This window comes from Halomonas halophila (genome assembly GCF_030406665.1).
Lineage (GTDB): Bacteria > Pseudomonadota > Gammaproteobacteria > Pseudomonadales > Halomonadaceae > Halomonas > Halomonas halophila.
On record NZ_CP129121.1, the window covers coordinates 3230812 to 3247184 of the forward strand.

A 16373-nucleotide genomic window follows, 5' to 3' on the forward strand; every position below is an offset into this window, starting at 1 on the left:
GCTAGCCCTCCAGCAGGGGAATGAGATGCCCCGCCACCAGGGCATTGAAGTCGATGCCGCCGCTGACCTCGAACACCGGCACGCCGGCCAGCACGTCCAGGTAGGCGGCCTCGTCGAGGGGCTCGTCGTCGGCCAGGAAGCTGCCGTCCGCACGCTGATAGAAGGGCCCCGCCGACTTCATGATCGCCGCCAGCAGGTCGCGACGCTGCGTCAAATCCACGGCGGCGACCCGCGGCGGGCTCGCGTCGTCGCGGCGCCAGTTGAGGACCACGAAGCCTCCCAGGGTCGCCTCATCAGTCAGGCGATCGGGACCGTAGCGCGCGGCGACGGGCACGTCGTGCTTCTCTTCCAGCTCCCACAGCGCGTCGGCCGGCAGCGCCCTCAGCTGATCCCGGCGCGCGACCGGCAGCAGCGTCTCGAGGCGGGGATTGTGGAGCGCGGTGCCGGGATTGATGCGCGGCTGCTTGGGCACGCCGGCGGCCCGCACCTCGCCGCCCTCGCGCTTGAGGAACAGCCGGTCGTTGGTCAGGAAGACGGTCGCGGGATGCTCCAGGGCGTGCAGCATGGCGGTGGACTTGCCGCCGCCGGAGAAGGCGGCGATGGCCAGCGCCCGGCCGTCGCGCACCAGCGCCGCGGCGTGGCAGACCTGCCAGTCCGCCCGCTGCAGGTGATTCATGTATTGGGCGATGACGAAGTTCACCACCTGGTTGTCGTGGGCCAGGCAGGGCCCGGCCGCGATGCAGTGCGGCGCGCTCTGCAGGAACACCATGCCGGTGCGCACCTTGCGCACCAGCCGGCCGCCGGGCAGGTCGTGGACGCTGTCCTTGCGCCCGGTCTTGCCCGGCTCGCGGGCCCAGTCGACGAAGGCGGTGTCCAGCGCGGGGGCCTCGCGCTCGATGACGACCACCTCGAGCGTCGCCGCCGCGTCCGGCGCCAGGCAGTGGGCGAAGTAGTCGCCGAGACGATCGAGCAGCGCGGCCGAGTTGGAGCGAATCGCCAGCGTCGCCCGCCCCATGTCGAGCACCAGCGCACGCTCGAGCAGTTCGGCCTCACCGATCAGCGTCTCGGCCAGGGCCGCCGGCGTGGCGTTCGCGGTGCTCATAGCTCGCTCAGCACGTGGTCGAGGTAGGCGCCGGCGGCGTCGATACCCGCGCCCTCCAGGGCGCCGCGGAAGCCGCCGAAGGCGGACACCTCGAAGACGATCGGGCCGTCCGGGGTCTCGGCCACGTCCACGGTGGTGAAGTCCAGGCCGAAGGGCGCCTGGGCCCTAGTGGCCAGGTCGATCAGCGCCTCCGAGGGCGCATAGGCCTCGTAGCGGCCGCCGCTGTGGATGGTGGTGTTCCAGCTGTCGCCGCTCTGGGGCACGCGGGCGTAGGTGCCGAGGTAGCGCCCGCCGGCGAACACCATGCCCAGATCGCGGCCGGGCAGCTCGACCTTGCGCTGCAGGTACATCATCGGATTGTCGCGGCGGAAGGCCTCGACCTCGGCGCGCAGCGCCTCCGGCGACTGGCCGGCGGAGATCACGCACATGCCCCGGGCCTTGGTCGAGAACAGCGGCTTGAAGACCGCCTCGCCGAAGCGCTGGACGGCCTCGCAGGCGCTGTCGACGTCCTCGGTGACGACCGTCTCCGGCATCGGGATGCCGGCGTGGCGCAGGGTGAGGGTGCAGCTGAGGCGATTGATCAGCCGCAGCATCTTCTCGGCGCCGCTGAACACCCGCACGCCCCGGGCCTCCGCCGCCCGCAACAGCTCCAGGCGATCCAGGCTGTCGGGGCTGTACTCGGCGCTGATCTTCTTCACGACCAGGGCGTCCAGCTCGCCGAGATCCAGGCCCCGGTGGTCGAGGCGGCCGGTGGTCAGGTCGAGGCTGATGTGCTGAAGGTCGATCACCGCACGAAACCCGGTCCGCGCCTCGATGGCGTCGGCCAGCACCTCGGTGGACCACTTGCCGGGAATGCCCACCACGCCGATCCTGGGATTGGGGTCAGTCAACGAAAATCTCCTTCATGGGAATACGAAAACGGTCGGCCTTCTCCAGATCGGCCGCCAGGACCAGCTCGAGCAGATAGCGCGCGCGCAGGAACATGCGGCTGGCCAGCGACTGGTCGAGGATGAAACGGGTCGAGGTGGCGAAGGAGCGCGCCAGCCCCAGCGCCAGCCTCAGCTCGAAGGTGGTGTCGCCTCGGGACGTCGCATAGCGCCGCGCCGTGCGATAGAAGTCCTGGGCCAGGCCCATGATGCGACGGCGCAGCGGGGCATCCATGATCTGCAGCCGATAGTTGGAGACCATGAACACCGAGACGTCCTGCACGTAGTCCATGTAGCTGGAGCGGTGCAGGTCGATGAAGTTGATCCGCCGCTCGAGCGGGTCGTAGATGATGTTGTCGACGTTGAAGTCGCCGTGGATGTACACCGAGAACGGCGCACCCAGCTCGGCCTCCCGGACTCTGGCGCGCTCGACCAGCGCATCGAAGCCGAGCAGCTCGACGCCGCACACCGTCGCGCCGCTGCTACGGAACTCGGGATGGATCTTGTAGACCTCGCCGAGGCGCTTCTCGAGCTGCTGCATGTAGCCGGCGGCGACCGGGGTGTCGGTATGGGTCTCCTGCCACACCGACTTCAGCGTGCGGGTGAGCCGCTTGAGGGCCTCGTCGAGCAGCTCGGGCGACTCGTTGAGCAGGATGTGCTCGAAGGTGAAGCCGGGCAGGTGCTCGATCAGCAGCGCCGCCGACTGGCCGCGCTTCTTGTAGGACAGGATCCTGGGCGCCAGGCCGGGATAGATCTCGTGCCAGCTCTCGACCCCCTGGCGCTCTTCCTTGACCTTGCGCTTGAGGCCGTCCTTGAAGATCGCCATGTAGTCGTCGTCATCGCCCGTGGAGATGCCCGAGATGCTGCTGCCCGATCGGGTCTCGGCGATGGGCGCCATGCTGAAGGCCTCGTCCTCGCCATCGGCCAGCTCCTCGACCAGCGAGTGCAGCGAGCGATAGCGCTCGAAGTTCATCGACTGCCCCAGGTTGGCCGAGATGATCACCTCGCTGAGATGCAGCAGCACGTCGCCCATCTGGCGGATCGTCTGGGCCACGAACAGCGCCCGGGTCAGGTCCTCGGTGCTGTTGTCGCGCTGCTTGAGCGCGGTGACGCCGTCGCCCACCCGCTGCTGGACGCGCTTGTGCAGCGTGTCCTGGAGGCGGCCGATCTGCAGCGCCTGCTGGGTGTCGCTGTCGGCGACCGCGCCCTCGACCATGGCCACGCCGGAGCGCACCAGCGCCAGCATCGGCGGGAAGTCCTCCGGCGACAGCGCCGCGGGATCGTCGACGTCGACCAGCTGGCGCACGCTCTCGCGGGCCAGCTCGGTGAGGCGGTCCAGGTCGGTGGCCACCAGCTCCAGGCTGCGCAGGATGCGCCGCCGCGCCTCGCCGGTCTTCTTGCGCGACAGCCGCCGGACGCAGTCGGCATGGATGCGCATCTTGAGGTTGCGGGCATAGCCGTCACGCTCCGAGACGCGCCGGGCGATGGCCGCGGTCGGGGTGGCAAAGAAGGCCTGGAGATTGGCCAGCTGGGAATCCACCTCGACGCACAGAAAGCGCAGGTTGTCCTGGATGCTGTCAGGTATCCGCTGGGTCATGGAACTCGCCCGCATAGAGTGGTTCGGCCGGCAGCGCGCCGGCGCCCACCAGGCGAGGCAGCAGATCGGCCAGATAGAAGGGAGAGAACGCCAGCCGCGGAAGGGCATCGATCCCGACCCAGCACACCTCGAGCTGGCGCTTGTCGGGGCTCGTACCGCTACGCGGCGTGTAGTCATCGGGCACGGTCGCGAGAAACAGGAAGTCGACCTGGTGTCGGCGCAGCGGCGGCTCGGTGCGCTTGAGCTTGACGTAGTCGCAGACCCGCACCAGGGTCGGCGACAGCACCTCGGTATCGATCTCCTCGCGGCACTCCCGCTGCAGGGCGGTCTCCAGGGATTCGCCGGTGTCCTGCCCGCCGCCGGGCAGGGCATAGACGTCGCCCTGCTTCCTCAGCAGAAGCAGGCGCTCGTCGCGCAGGATCAGCGCTCTGGCCGAATTGCGCACCCCGGGAATCAGCTCGGCCATGTTCGAGTCGCTCGTACGTCACACATCGTTAGCATGCCACAAAAAATATGACATATTTGTGACAACGCCCCGCGCCACTCAAGCCCGCGACACCGTGGCCGAAAGCAGGCAAGCTAGCCCGAAAGTCCGCCACAGGGAAGATCGACGGCATGGTCGACGTTCGCGTCACCCGCACCGCCCTGGTGCCCGACCCGCTGCGGGTCCAGCGCTACCAGAAGGCCCCGGAACTGGGCCCGCGTCTGCTGTTCTTCAGCGGCGGCTCGGCCCTCAACGGCGTGTCACGGCGGCTGCAGCACTACACCCACAACTCCATCCACCTGGTGACGCCCTTCGACTCCGGCGGCAGCTCCGCCAAGCTGCGCGAGGCCTTCCACATGCCCGCCATCGGCGACCTGCGCAGCCGGCTGATGGCGCTGGCCGACGACTCCATCCTCGGCCATCCCGAGGTCTACCGGCTGTTCACCCACCGGCTGCCGAAGGACGGCGAACCGTCGGCCCTGCGCGCGACCCTGGATGCGCTGGTGAGCGGGCGCCATCCGCTAACCGACGACATCTCCAACCCCATGCGCCGGCTGATCTGCCACCAGCTCGGCTTCTTCCGCGAGGCGATGCCCGCTGACTTCGACCTGCGCGGCGCCAGCATCGGCAACCTGATCCTGGCGGGCGGCTACCTGAACAACCACCAGCAGCTCGATCCGATCATCTTCCTGTTCTCCAAGCTGGTGCACGTGCGCGGCACGGTGCGCGCCGTGGTCAACAAGGACTACCACCTGGCGGTCACGCTGGAAGACGGCCGCCGGGTGCTGGGCCAGCACCGCATCACCGGCAAGGAGGTCGCGCCGCTGACCTCGCCCATCGCCGGCCTCGAGCTCTCGGCCAGTCGCGACCGCGACGAGCCCGTCACCGCCAGGCTGCGCAAGAAGAACCGCCGGCTGATCGCCTCCGCCGAGCTGATCTGCTATCCGCCGGGCAGCTTCTACTCCAGCCTGCTGGCCAACCTGCTGCCGGAAGGCGTCGGCCGGGCCATCCACGCCAACCGTTGCCCCAAGGTGTTCATACCCAACTCGAGCCCCGACCCCGAGCAGGCCGGCATGGGACTGGAGCAGCAGATCAGCGTGCTGCTCGATACCCTGCGCCGCGACATCGGCGAAGCCCGCCCCGCCCACGAACTGGTGAACTTCGTGCTGCTCGACCGGGCGCGCGGCGACTACCCCGGCGAGCTGTCCGACGCCTTCCTGAAAGAGCTCGGCATCACTCTGATCGACACCCGGCTGATCGGCGAGAGCGGCACGCCGCACTACGATCCCGACCTGCTGGCCACGGCCCTGCTGTCGCTGGTGTAGGCGGGCGTCAGGCTACGGTAATGACCGAACACTCGGCGACGTGGCTGACCTTGTGCGAGGTGCTGCCGAAGATCATGCCGTGCATGTCGCTGATCCCGCGACTGCCCATCACGATGGCGTCGACGCCGCGCTGAGATGCCTCATGGAGGATCGTCTCGGCCGGCATGCCCTGACGCACCACTGACTCGACCTCGAGGCCGCTCAGGTCGACGGCGTCGCGCACCTTCTGCAGGGCATCGTCGGCGTCGGCCTTCAGCGAGTCGGCGATATCGTTCCAGTTGTCCGCGGTGAAGGGCTCGGGCATGCCGCCGGTGAACAGCCCCATGTTACCGGGCGGATACTCGGCCACGGTCAGCAGGATCAGCGACGCGGAGGAGCCCCGCGCCAGCTGCGCCGCGACGCCCAGCGCCTTGGCGGAGTGCTCGGAGCCGTCGACGGGCACGAGGATGGACTGATACATGGTGGCCTCCTGCAGGCGGATCAGGGGAAACGCTCCGCTCCCCACGGTCCTTTCAGCCTAGTCGCTGGCGGCGCAGGCGGCCGGGGATCGCCCGTGAGCTTGACGGACATCAAGCCGCGGGCCTTGCTCAGTCGTCGTCGGCCAGGCGACGCGCCATGGCCTTGCGCGCCTTGTTGCGACGATAGAGGCGCACCAGGGCGATCCACAGCGCGACCGCCACCATGGCGGCCAGGGTCCAGCCCTGCCACACGCGTGCCGCGTCGCCGAGCATAGTTTCCAGGGTGATGATGAGGATGAAGCCCAGGGCCTGGCTGGCAATGGCCAGGGCCCGCAGGGTGTCGAAGGCCTGTCGTGCCATGAGTGCTCCCGCTGGATGACAGCCCCGCCCGCCGACAGTAGGCTTGGTGGGGTCAATTCGCCCAGTGTACCCGGTCCGGCCCGACGCGCCGACCCTGCCTCGAGAGAGCCCTCATGGATGCCATCGCCCTCGGGCCCGTGCTGCTTCCCCTGCCCCGCCTCTACGCCCTGGCCTGTGCTCTGCTGCTGCTCGTCGCCGCCGCCCTGGCCCTGCGCCTGCCCCGCGCCCGCCGAGCGCGCTGGTTCAACGGCCTGATCATCGCCTGGCTGGTCGGCGCGCGGCTCGGCCACGTGGCCCTGAACCTGCCGGCCTACGAAGCGGCGCCGCTGGACGCGCTGAAGCTGTGGCTGCCGGGCTATCAGGCGTGGCTCGGCCTGCTCGCCGCCCTGGCCTGGAGCGCCTGGGCGCTGCGCGACCGCCTGGCCGCCATGCTCGGCGCCCAGGGCCTGACGATCGGCGCCACCCTGGCCTGGCTGGCGCTGATGAGCTGGGCGCCGCTGGGCAGCGGCATCACGCCTCGCGCCCTGCCCGAGTTGACGCTCGAGAACCTCGAGGGCCAGCCGGTCAATCTCGCCGAGATTTCGGGCCAGCCGGTCATCGTCAACCTGTGGGCGACCTGGTGCCCGCCCTGCCGCCGCGAGCTGCCGCTGCTCGCCGAGGCCGACGCCCGGGACGACGTCACCGTGGTGGTGGTCAACCAGGGCGAGGACCTGCTGCCGGTGGCGCGCTATCTCGATGCCCAGGGACTCACCTTCGAGCACGCCCTGCTCGACCCGCGCCAGTCGCTGATGGTGGCCAGCGATGCCCCGGGACTGCCCACCACCCTGCTGTTCGACGCCGAGGGCCGCACCCGGGAGCGCCACGTCGGCGAGCTGACCCGAGCGACCCTCGACGGCTGGCTGGACGCGGAGTAGGCACCAGTTCCGACCACGTCGGCAAGCCGTAGAGGAACTCCTGCGCCATGGGTGAGGAGGATTCCTCCGAACGGGCTGGCCATGGAGGGCCAGCACCGGTCCTGCAAGCGTAGCGGGACGCGAGAGCGCCGCAGGGCGCCGGGAGCTACAGGGAAGTATTCGTGCGTTTCCGGGAGGCCGGCCCCGCTCGCAGGCTTGCCGACGATTGAGACATCATCCGAGGCGAACCGAGATTGCTAGGGGAAACCCCGGGAAGCCTCTTAAGCCGCGCCGGGGATTGCTGTAAGATACCGCGCCCTGTCGCCGAGGGTCGGGTGTGGCCCGCGGCACGAGACCAGATCCCTAGCATCCCCCGAGGCATCATGAGCGACTTCTCTCCCGGTCAGCGCTGGATCAGCGATGGCGAGGCCGAACTCGGCCTGGGCACCATCCTCAACTGCGACGCGCGCAGCATCACCGTCCTCTTCGGCGCCAGCCAGGAAACCCGGACCTACAGCATCCAGCATGCCCCCCTGACCCGGGTGATCTTCGGCAGCGGCGACCGCATCCGGTGCGCCGAGGGCTGGGAGATGACCGTCGACGACAGCAAGGAGTCCCGAGGACTGATCGTCTACATCGGCGAGGACGACCAGGGCGAGATCCGCGAGCTGCCCGAGGCGCGGCTGGCCGACTCCATGCAGTTCGACCAGGCCCGCGACCGCCTGCTGACCGGCCAGGTCGACCGCAACGACTGGTTCGACCTGCGCTTCCGCACCCTGCACCACCATCATCGCACCGAGCAGAACCCGGCGCTGGGCCTGGCCGGACCGCGCATCGACCTGATCCCGCACCAGCTCTACATCGCCGACGAGGTATCACGCCGCCAGGCGCCGCGGGTGCTGCTGGCCGATGAGGTCGGGCTCGGCAAGACCATCGAGGCCGGCCTGATCCTGCACCGCCTGCTGTTGACGGGCCGCGCCGAGCGCGCCCTGATCCTGGTGCCGGCGAGCCTCACCCACCAGTGGCTGGTGGAACTGCTGCGCCGCTTCTCGCTGGAGGTCACCCTGCTCGACGAGCAGCAGAGTCTGGCCCAGGGCGACGGCAACCCCTTCGAGACCGGCCAGCTGGTGCTGGCCAGCCAGGACTGGCTGTTCGCCAACCCACACCGCCAGGCCCAGGCCGAGGCCGTCGACTGGGATCTGTTGATCGCCGACGAGGCCCACCACCTGGAATGGAGCGAGAACGCCGACGAGGTCGGCCCCGGCTACGCCTGCGTGGAGCGCCTGGCCGCCAGCGTGCCCGGCGTGCTGCTGCTGACCGCCACTCCGGAGCAGATGGGCCAGGCCAGCCACTTCGCCCGGCTGCGCCTGCTCGACCCGGATCGCTACCACAGCCTGGCGGCCTTCCAGGAAGAAGAGCGCCACTACGCCGAGGTGGCCACCGCCATCGACGCCCTGGAGCGCCTGCCCGGCGAGGCCGCCGACCGCGAGGCCGTGGCGGCCGTCAGCGACGACCCCGACAGCGCCGCGCTGCTCGCCACCCTGGCCGACGCCGAGAGCGACGACGACCAGCGCACCGCCGCCCGCGGCCAGCTGCGCGAGCAGCTGCTCGACCGCCACGGCACCGGCCGGGTGATGTTCCGCAACAGCCGCCGCCACGTCGGCGGCTTCCCCGAGCGTCGCCTGCACGTCGACCGCCTCGAGCTGCCCTCCGCCTACCGCCGGGTGCTACGCCGCCTGGGCCGCGACGAGGACTACCTCGACGAGCTGCTGATCGAGACCGGCCTCGACCACCCCGAGGTGCTGGTCTATCTGGACACCATGTACCAGGCGCTGGCCAACGACCCGCTCAACGCCGAGCCCTGGTGGCAGTTCGACCCGCGCGTGACCTGGCTGCTGGAGCGGATCACCGAGCTCGGCGACGACAAGATCCTGGTCATCGCCCACGACCGCGAGACCGCCCAGGGCCTGGCCGACGGCCTGCGCGTGCTGGGCGGCGTGCAGGCCCCGGTGTTCCACGAGGACCTGACCCTGGTCGAGCGCGACCGCGCCGCCGCGGCCTTCGCCGACGACGAGGACGGCTGCCAGGTGCTGGTGTGCTCGGAGATCGGCTCCGAGGGCCGCAACTTCCAGTTCTGCCGCCACCTGGTGATGTTCGACCTGCCGCTGCACCCGGACCAGCTCGAGCAGCGCATCGGCCGCCTCGACCGCATCGGCCAGCGCCACGCCATCGAGCTGCACGTGCCGGTGTTCGCCGCCAGCCCCGGCGAGCAGCTGCTGCGCTGGTATCAGGAGGGCATGGACGCCTTCGGCGCGCCCCACGGCCTGGGCGGCGAACTGTTCGACGCCTTCGGCGACGCCCTGGCCGACGCCCTGCTCGACGAGGAAAGCCTGGACGAGGTGATCGCGGACACCCGCGAGCTCTTCGACCGCCGCATGACCGAACGCGACGCCGGCCGCAACCGCCTGCTCGAGCTCAACGCCTGCCGCCCGGAGCGCGCCGAGCAGACCATCGAGGCGATCCGCGAGCTCGACGAGGACCGCGCCCTGCGCCGCTACATCGACCAGGCACTGGACATCTTCGGCGTGGATGCCAAGGACATCGGCAACGACATCCAGCACCTCAAGCCCGGCCCGCAGATGCTCGACGGCCTGCCGGGGCTGGTGAAGGGCGAGGACGGCTTCTCGGCCACCTTCTCCCGCGAGCGCGCCCTGGGGCGCGACGACGTTCAGCGCCTGTCCTGGGAGCACCCGCTGACCCGCGAGATGATGGGCCGCATCCTCGACGGCACCATGGGCAACACCGCGCTGGCGCTGCTCAAGCATCCGTCGATCCCCGGCGGCCGGCTGATGGCCGAGCTGGTGTTCCGCACCCACTGCCCGGCCCCCAAGCGGCTGCACCTCAACCGCTTCCTGCCGCCGACCGCGGTGCGCGTGCTGCTCGACGAGTCCGGCGCCAACCTGACCGCCAAGGTCTCCTTCACCGGGCTGTCGAAGAACCTGCAGAAGGTCAAGAAGGCCGCCGCCCGCGACCTGATCAAGAGCCGCCACGAGCAGCTCCGCGACCTGCTCGACCGCGCCGAGGCCGAGGCCGAGCGCGAGCTGCCGACCATCGTCGAGGCCGCCCAGGCACGCATGCGCGAGGCGCTGGACGCCGAGCTGACCCGTCTGGAGGCCCTGGCCCGCCGCAACCCCGCGGTGCGCGAGGACGAGCTGACGGCGCTGCGCGAGGAGCGCGCCGCCCTGGACGCCGCCATCGAGGGCACCCGGCTGCGGCTGGATGCGGTGCGGGTCATCGTCACCATCGACGAGAACTCCCGCTAGGCGAGGCGACTCCCCCGGACGAGACCTGTCGCCGCCCTCCGGGGCTGATCCGGCGACAGGTCCCGGAGCGCCGGACCGCCGAGGGGCGCTATGAACCCATCCCTGGGCGCTACTTTGGCCCTACGGCGCTCTCGCATCCTGCTCCGCTTGCAGGTCCGGTGCTGGCCATCCTTGGCCAGCCCGTTCGGCGGAATCCGCCTCACCCATGGCCAAAAACCCCCTCTTCGACCTGTCCCCGGCGCCCCGTCTTGACGCCTTAACCAAGAGCCCCGTCGGCACGCTGCCGGCGGGGGCTCGTCGTTTCAGGGCATGGAAATGCGAAAGGGATGCGCTGATTTATGTCGCGAGCGATGAGAGGTGGGGGCGCCTAGCCTGGGTGCCGCCGGCGCCCAGGATCACTAGGTTCGTTCCCGACGAACCTATGCACTTCCTGCATCCCTGCAGGTCGTCGAGCGCAGCAATAAATCGGCGTTTCACTAGCCGAGGATATCGGTCAGGGCCTCCTCCAGGGTCGGGAAGCGGAACGCGAAGCCCGCCTCCTCCAGGCGCGCCGGGCGCATGTCGGCGCCGGTCAGCAGCAGTCGCGACATCTCGCCGAGGCCGATCTCCAGCACCTTGGCCGGCACCGGCAGCAGCGCCGGGCGGTGCAGATGCCGCGCCAGCAGGCGAGTGAAGACGGCATTGGTGACCGGGTGCGGGGCGCTGCCGTTGAAGGCCCCCTGAAGGTCGTCGCGCTCGAGCAGCAGCAGGATGGCGCTCACCAGATCCTGGCGATGCACCCAGGGCATGAACTGAGTGCCGTCGCCCAGGCGCCCGCCCAGCCCCAGCTTGAAGGGCGGCAGCAGGCGCTGCAGCATGCCGCCGCCGGAGTCGAGCACCAGGCCCAGGCGCAGGATCGCCAGCCGGGTGCCGAAGGCCGTCACGCCCTCGGCGGCTGCCTCCCAGCGCTGGCACAGGCGATGGGCGAATTCGTCGTGGGGCGGCGTCTCCTCGGTGACGACGGTGTCGCCCTGGTCGCCGTAGTAGCCCATGGCCGAGGCCGAGACCATCACCGACGGCGCGCGCCCGTGCGACGCCTTGAGCTGCTCGCAGAGCTGCACCAGCTCGCGGGTGGCGCCGAGCCGGGAATCCAGCAGCCGCTCCTTCTGCGCCTCACTCCAGCGCTTGCCGGCGATCGGCTCGCCGGCCAGGTTGACCACCGCCTCCGGCGGCGTATCGACGAAGTCCAGCGCCGAGCGACGCACGTCGACGCCCTCCGGCAACTTGAGCCGCGCCTGGCCGGGGTCCCGCGACACCACCTGGACCCGATGCCCGTCCGTGATCAGTCGCCGGCACAGGGCCTGGCCGACGAATCCGCTGCCTCCGGTGATCAGTATGCGCATTCCGGTCTCCTTGGATGGCGTCGAGCAAGTGTTATACAGGTTTTGTACACGTCTGTTAGTCTAGCGGTAAACCCCGTTGACTGCATGAGCCCGACATGACCTCGACGCCCCCTTCCCATGCCGTGATCGGGGCCGGTATCGCCGGCCTGGCCTGCGCCCGTGCGCTGGCGGATGCCGGCCACGACGTCACCGTGTTCGACAAGGGTCGCGGCCCCGGCGGCCGGATGTCCAGTCGCCGGCTCGAGGACGGCGCCATCGAGCTCGGCGCCCAGAGCTTTCGCGCCGCCCATCCGGCCTTCCGCGAACAGGTGGCCGCCTGGGTGCAGGCCGGGGTGGCCGCGCCCTGGCCCGACGCCCTGTGGCGGCTGGAAGCGGGCCGGGCAGCGCGGCGCGCCGACGGCCACCCCCGCTACACCGGCACGCCGCGGATGAGCGCGGTCACGCGCCAGCTGGCCCGCGGCCTGCCCCTGCACACCGGCACCCGCATCGTGTCGCTCGCGCGCGCAGGTAACGATTGGCGGCTCATCGACGAGCGCGGCACCACGCATGGCCCCTTCGCCACGGTGAGCCTGGCGCTGCCCGCGCCTCAGGCCGAGGGCTTGATCGCCCCCCATGCGCCGGAGCTCGCGAGCGAATGCCGACAGGTGCCCCAGCGCGCCTGCTGGGCGGCCTGGGCCCGCCTCGAGGCGCCACTCACGCTGCCCGGCGCCGAGGCCAATTGGCCGCTGCTGCAGTTCGACGCGGGCCCGCTGAAGCGCGTGGTCCGCCACCGCACCAAGCCCGGCCGCGGCGGTGCGCCCGAACTCATCACCCTGCTGGCCGATCTCGACTGGAGCGAACGCCGGCTCGAGGACGCCCCGGATGCCGTGGCCGTGGACCTGCTCGGCGCCCTGAACGACGCGCTCGAGACGCTCCGCCCCGCCGCCAGCCTGCCGGCGGTACAGGCGCGGGGCGCCCACCGCTGGCGCTATGCCGAACCCGGCGCGGTGGCGCCGGGCCATGACCATCGCCTGACGGACGCCGGCCTGGCGCTGTGCGGCGATGGCTGGCGCGGCGGACGCATCGAGGACGCCTGGCTGTCCGGCCACCACCTGGGCGAGGCGCTATGCCATCGCCATCCCCTTCCCGACCACGGAGATTTCCCGACATGAGCAATGCCCTGATCCTGATGGCCCACGGCTCCAGCGACCCTAACTGGCGGGCGCCCTTCGAGCGCCTGGCCGAGCAGCTATCCGCCCGGCTTGCGACCCCGCTGCGCCTGGCCTACATGGAGATCTGCGCGCCCTCGCTGGAGGACACCGTGGCCGAGCTGGCGGCCGAGGGCGTCGAGCACGCCGAGATCCTGCCGCTGTTCTTCGCCGCCGGCCGCCACCTGCGCAAGGACGTGCCCGGCCAGGTCGAAGCCCTCGGCGAGGCGCACCCCGAGGTACAGCTGACGCTGCTGCCGCCGGTGGGCGAGCATCCGGCCTTCGTCGAGGCCCTAGCGGCGGTGATCGCCGAGCGGGCCGGCGAGAGCGACTGACGGCCGTGTTGTACATCGACTGCTTTTTGTACAAAATTGGTGGTTGAAGCCCCATCCCTTCCGTCACCGATCTCACCACCGAGGCAGAGGCCCGCATGAGCGATCAGGCGAACCATCCGGCCGATGCGCCGCTCTATCCGATCCGCGAAGTCTCGCGCCTGACCGGCGTCAATGCCGTGACCCTGCGCGCCTGGGAGCGCCGCTACGGGCTGATCCAGCCTAAGCGCACCCCCAAGGGCCACCGACTCTACGCCAAGGACGACATCGCCCGCGTCGAGCGCATCCTGCAATGGCTCAACCGCGGCGTGCCCGTCAGCCAGGTCCGCGAGCTGCTGGAACAGCCCGAGATCGTGGAGGCGCCGCCGCCCGCCGCCGGCGACTGGGGGAGCCAGCGCCAGCAGCTGATCAAGGCCGTCGAGGCGCTGGACCTCGAGCGCCTGGAGGCGCTGTTCAACCAGGCCCTGGCCCTCTATCCGGTCGCCACCTGCCTCGACGAGCTGTGGCAGCCGGTGCTGCGCGAGCTGGAGGAGCGCTGGGACGACCGCCTGGGCGCCGACCTGCAGCGCCGCACTCTGGAAGCCTTCCTGCGCACCCGCATCGGCACCCGGCTGTATCACGCCAACGCCCGGGCCGGCGGCTCCACGCTGCTGATCGTGCCGCTGCCCGACGACGGCCCGCTGTGGGGGCTGCTGGCCGCCCTGGCCGCCGCCGATCGCGGCTATCGCGTGCAGTGGCTCGACGCCGCGCTGCCGCCACAGGAGCTGCCGCTGGCCGTGGAGCGCTTCCACGCCACCGCCCTGCTGCTGGCCAGTGGCCGCGCAGAGCGCGCCGACCTGGTGCGCCGCCAGCTACCGCGCCTGGCCGAGCAGCTCGAGGTGCCGGTGGCCCTGTGCGGCCCGGTGGCCCGCATTCGCGCGGCCGACCTCGACGCCTCGGGCGTGGAACTGCTCGGCGACGACCTGAGCCACGCCATGACACGCCTGCACTCCCTGACCCAAGCCGCCTGAACGGAGACACCGATGTCCCCGACCCTGGTCTGGTTCCGTAGCGACCTGCGCATCCACGACAACACCGCCCTGGCCGCCGCGGCCCGCCGCGGCCCGGTGATCGGCGTCTTCCTGCGCTGCCTGCCACAATGGCAAGCCCACGGCCACGGCGCCAACAAGCTGGACTTCACCCGGCGCGGCGTCGCCGCGCTCTCCGAGTCGCTGGCCGGGCTCAACATTCCGCTGCTGCATCGCGACATCGAGGCCTTCGACGAGGCCCCCGCGACGCTGCTCGCCCTGGCCCGGGAGCTCGGCGCCGAGGCAATTCACTTCAACCGCGAGTACCCGCTCGACGAGGCGCGCCGCGACGCGGCAGTGATCGAGACCCTCGAGGACGCCGGTCTCGCCGCCCACGGCCATCGCGACGCCGTGGCCTTCGCCCCGGGCGAGCTGCTGACCGGCAAGGGCGACGTCTACGGTGTCTTCACCCCCTTCGCCAAGGCCTGGCACAAGGCGATCACCGCCGACCGGCTGGCGCTGCAGGACGCGCCCGAGCCCCAGGCCAGACTGTCGGTCGATGCCGACCCCATCCCCGAGCTGCCCGAGCTCGAGGACACGCCGGTCGACGGCCGCCTGTGGCCCGCCGGCGAGGGCCCGGCCGCGGATCGCCTGGAGCGCTTCCTGCGCTTTCGCGGCCGCCACTACGACGACCAGCGCGACTTCCCGGCGATCCGCGGCACCAGCGAGCTGTCGCCCTACCTGGCGCTGGGCATGATCTCCCATCGCCAGTGCATGCAGGCGGTGATGGCCGAGAACGACGGCGCCCTGGCCGACGGTGACGCCGGCTTCACCGCCTGGGTCGGCGAGCTGATCTGGCGCGAGTTCTACCAGCACATCGCCGCCGGTTTCCCGCGGGTGTGCCGCCACCGCGCCTTCCAGCGTCACACCGAGGCACTGCCGTGGCGCGACGACGAGGCCGGCTTCCGGGCCTGGTGCGAGGGGCGCACCGGCTACCCCATCGTCGATGCCGCCATGCGCCAGCTCGTCGCCACCGGCTGGATGCACAACCGGCTGCGCATGGTGACCGCCATGTTCCTGTCCAAGCATCTGCTGATCGACTGGCGCCGCGGCGAAGCCTTCTTCCTGCGTCACCTGGTCGACGGCGAGTTCGGCGCCAACAACGGCGGCTGGCAGTGGGCGGCCTCCACCGGCACCGACGCCGCGCCCTACTTCCGCATCTTCAACCCCACCACCCAGTCCCAGCGCTTCGATCCGGAGGGCCGCTTCCTCGCCGAGTGGCTGCCCGAGCTCGCCGAGCTGTCGCCCAAGGCCCGCCACGCCCCGGGCAACGACCTGCTGAGCGGCGTCGACTATCCGGCGCCCATCGTCGACCACAAGGCCGCCCGCGCCCGGGCGCTGGACGCCTTCAAGAACCTGCCCGCTGCCTGAAGCGGGCGCTTATCCCGGCCGCTCCACCCACTTTCGCCCCTCTCTTCTTCTCCCTCCACGGAGACCGTCATGTCACCGGACCCAGACCTGGAGGCCTTCTGCGCCTTCTACAATAAGCTAGACAAATCCTGTACAAAAAATCTGTACAAGATATATACTCCAGACGTGAGCTTCGCCGACCCGCTGCACCACATCGACGGCCTGCCGGCCCTGGAAGCCTACTTCGCCACCCTGTACGAGAACGTCACGGCGTGTCGATTCGTCTTCCACGATCACCAGCGACAAGGCGACACCGCCTTCGTGACCTGGACGATGCATCTGGCTCACCGCCGCCTGGACGGCGGCCGGGAGATCACGGTGGAAGGGGCCTCGCGGCTGCTCTTCGCCGGCGACGACACGGGACGGGTCCGCGAGCACCGGGACTACTTCGACGCCGGCGCCCTGCTCTACGAGCGGGTGCCGCTGCTGGGCACGGCGATCCGCTGGCTCAAGCGTCGCGCGGGAGGCTGAAGGGCGGCTGAAACCGCAACGCCGCCTCCCGCGTAGCTGCAACACAGGCGTCGCCA

15 protein-coding genes are annotated in these 16373 nt (G+C 70.5%); 8 read left to right on the forward strand and 7 right to left on the reverse strand.

All coding sequences use genetic code 11. The features are described from left to right. Position 1: 1 nt before the first annotated feature. From QWG60_RS15155 to QWG60_RS15170, 4 genes are read right to left on the reverse strand one after another with little or no spacing between them, the layout of a single operon-like run. Positions 2–1102 carry an HprK-related kinase B gene (locus QWG60_RS15155; RefSeq protein WP_146910123.1) on the reverse strand — a complete coding sequence of 367 codons (1101 nt, stop codon included), beginning with the start codon at positions 1100–1102 and terminating at the stop codon, positions 2–4. After that, entirely contained in the window at positions 1099–1992 is an 894-nt protein-coding gene (locus QWG60_RS15160; RefSeq protein WP_046077783.1) for a GAK system ATP-grasp enzyme, read from the reverse strand. Before QWG60_RS15160 ends, QWG60_RS15155 begins: the two co-directional genes overlap by 4 nt. Next, positions 1985–3625, reverse strand: a complete 1641-nt coding sequence (locus QWG60_RS15165; RefSeq protein ID WP_146910121.1) for a phosphotransferase — start codon at positions 3623–3625, stop codon at positions 1985–1987. Before QWG60_RS15165 ends, QWG60_RS15160 begins: the two co-directional genes overlap by 8 nt. Next, complete coding sequence (locus QWG60_RS15170) at positions 3606–4091, reverse strand: NUDIX domain-containing protein (RefSeq protein ID WP_052719240.1); 486 nt, start codon at positions 4089–4091, stop codon at positions 3606–3608. Before QWG60_RS15170 ends, QWG60_RS15165 begins: the two co-directional genes overlap by 20 nt. A gap of 149 nt (positions 4092–4240) precedes the next feature. Here QWG60_RS15170 and QWG60_RS15175 point away from each other — a divergent pair, with 149 nt between their 5' ends. Further along, positions 4241–5434: a GAK system CofD-like protein gene (locus tag QWG60_RS15175; RefSeq protein ID WP_107182433.1), complete on the forward strand. Its 1194-nt coding sequence runs from the start codon at positions 4241–4243 to the stop codon at positions 5432–5434. Positions 5435–5441: 7 nt separating this feature from the next. Here the strand turns inward: QWG60_RS15175 and QWG60_RS15180 are convergent, their stop codons facing one another. Both QWG60_RS15180 and QWG60_RS15185 read right to left on the reverse strand, forming a co-directional pair. After that, positions 5442–5894, reverse strand: coding sequence for a universal stress protein (locus QWG60_RS15180; RefSeq protein WP_046077786.1), 453 nt, complete (start codon positions 5892–5894; stop codon positions 5442–5444). A gap of 127 nt (positions 5895–6021) precedes the next feature. Then, the gene (locus QWG60_RS15185; protein ID WP_106488918.1) at positions 6022–6252 is read right to left on the reverse strand and encodes a hypothetical protein; all 231 of its coding nucleotides are present in this window, start codon (positions 6250–6252) and stop codon (positions 6022–6024) included. Between the two features lie 113 nt (positions 6253–6365). Here QWG60_RS15185 and QWG60_RS15190 point away from each other — a divergent pair, with 113 nt between their 5' ends. Further along, entirely contained in the window at positions 6366–7166 is an 801-nt protein-coding gene (locus QWG60_RS15190; RefSeq protein WP_146910119.1) for a TlpA family protein disulfide reductase, read from the forward strand. Between the two features lie 362 nt (positions 7167–7528). Next, positions 7529–10468, forward strand: a complete 2940-nt coding sequence (rapA, locus tag QWG60_RS15195) for an RNA polymerase-associated protein RapA (RefSeq protein ID WP_146910117.1) — start codon at positions 7529–7531, stop codon at positions 10466–10468. Positions 10469–10944: 476 nt separating this feature from the next. Here rapA and QWG60_RS15200 read toward each other — a convergent pair whose 3' ends face one another. Beyond that, positions 10945–11850: a TIGR01777 family oxidoreductase gene (locus QWG60_RS15200; protein WP_146910115.1), complete on the reverse strand. Its 906-nt coding sequence runs from the start codon at positions 11848–11850 to the stop codon at positions 10945–10947. 95 nt (positions 11851–11945) lie between these two features. Between QWG60_RS15200 and QWG60_RS15205 the strand changes: the two genes are divergently transcribed. The 5 genes from QWG60_RS15205 (at position 11946) to QWG60_RS15225 (ending at position 16317) form a co-directional block, all read left to right on the forward strand. Then, positions 11946–13001 (forward strand): NAD(P)/FAD-dependent oxidoreductase, encoded by a 1056-nt coding sequence (locus tag QWG60_RS15205; RefSeq protein WP_146910113.1) that lies wholly within the window; start codon positions 11946–11948, stop codon positions 12999–13001. Continuing rightward, on the forward strand, positions 12998–13372 hold the full coding sequence (locus QWG60_RS15210) for a sirohydrochlorin chelatase (protein ID WP_046077792.1): 375 nt from the start codon (positions 12998–13000) through the stop codon (positions 13370–13372). The genes QWG60_RS15205 and QWG60_RS15210 overlap by 4 nt, the downstream gene beginning before the upstream one ends. A 95-nt stretch (positions 13373–13467) precedes the next feature. Next, positions 13468–14379 (forward strand): MerR family transcriptional regulator, encoded by a 912-nt coding sequence (locus tag QWG60_RS15215; RefSeq protein ID WP_046077793.1) that lies wholly within the window; start codon positions 13468–13470, stop codon positions 14377–14379. Positions 14380–14391: 12 nt separating this feature from the next. Then, positions 14392–15807, forward strand: coding sequence for a deoxyribodipyrimidine photo-lyase (phrB, locus tag QWG60_RS15220; protein WP_146910111.1), 1416 nt, complete (start codon positions 14392–14394; stop codon positions 15805–15807). Positions 15808–15876: 69 nt separating this feature from the next. Continuing rightward, the gene (locus QWG60_RS15225; protein ID WP_146910109.1) at positions 15877–16317 is read left to right on the forward strand and encodes a nuclear transport factor 2 family protein; all 441 of its coding nucleotides are present in this window, start codon (positions 15877–15879) and stop codon (positions 16315–16317) included. Positions 16318–16373: the final 56 nt, after the last annotated feature.

Excerpts from the sequence above, each read along its gene's own strand:
- QWG60_RS15155 (WP_146910123.1), bottom strand. The coding sequence starts at position 1,102 with ATGAGCACCGCGAACGCCACGCCGGCGGCCCTGGCCGAGACGCTGATC.
- QWG60_RS15165 (WP_146910121.1), bottom strand. The coding sequence starts at position 3,625 with ATGACCCAGCGGATACCTGACAGCATCCAGGACAACCTGCGCTTTCTG.
- QWG60_RS15170 (WP_052719240.1), bottom strand. The coding sequence starts at position 4,091 with ATGGCCGAGCTGATTCCCGGGGTGCGCAATTCGGCCAGAGCGCTGATC.
- QWG60_RS15175 (WP_107182433.1), top strand. The coding sequence starts at position 4,241 with ATGGTCGACGTTCGCGTCACCCGCACCGCCCTGGTGCCCGACCCGCTG.
- QWG60_RS15180 (WP_046077786.1), bottom strand. The coding sequence starts at position 5,894 with ATGTATCAGTCCATCCTCGTGCCCGTCGACGGCTCCGAGCACTCCGCC.
- QWG60_RS15185 (WP_106488918.1), bottom strand. The coding sequence starts at position 6,252 with ATGGCACGACAGGCCTTCGACACCCTGCGGGCCCTGGCCATTGCCAGC.
- QWG60_RS15190 (WP_146910119.1), top strand. The coding sequence starts at position 6,366 with ATGGATGCCATCGCCCTCGGGCCCGTGCTGCTTCCCCTGCCCCGCCTC.
- rapA (WP_146910117.1), top strand. The coding sequence starts at position 7,529 with ATGAGCGACTTCTCTCCCGGTCAGCGCTGGATCAGCGATGGCGAGGCC.
- QWG60_RS15200 (WP_146910115.1), bottom strand. The coding sequence starts at position 11,850 with ATGCGCATACTGATCACCGGAGGCAGCGGATTCGTCGGCCAGGCCCTG.
- QWG60_RS15205 (WP_146910113.1), top strand. The coding sequence starts at position 11,946 with ATGACCTCGACGCCCCCTTCCCATGCCGTGATCGGGGCCGGTATCGCC.
- QWG60_RS15210 (WP_046077792.1), top strand. The coding sequence starts at position 12,998 with ATGAGCAATGCCCTGATCCTGATGGCCCACGGCTCCAGCGACCCTAAC.
- QWG60_RS15215 (WP_046077793.1), top strand. The coding sequence starts at position 13,468 with ATGAGCGATCAGGCGAACCATCCGGCCGATGCGCCGCTCTATCCGATC.
- phrB (WP_146910111.1), top strand. The coding sequence starts at position 14,392 with ATGTCCCCGACCCTGGTCTGGTTCCGTAGCGACCTGCGCATCCACGAC.
- QWG60_RS15225 (WP_146910109.1), top strand. The coding sequence starts at position 15,877 with ATGTCACCGGACCCAGACCTGGAGGCCTTCTGCGCCTTCTACAATAAG.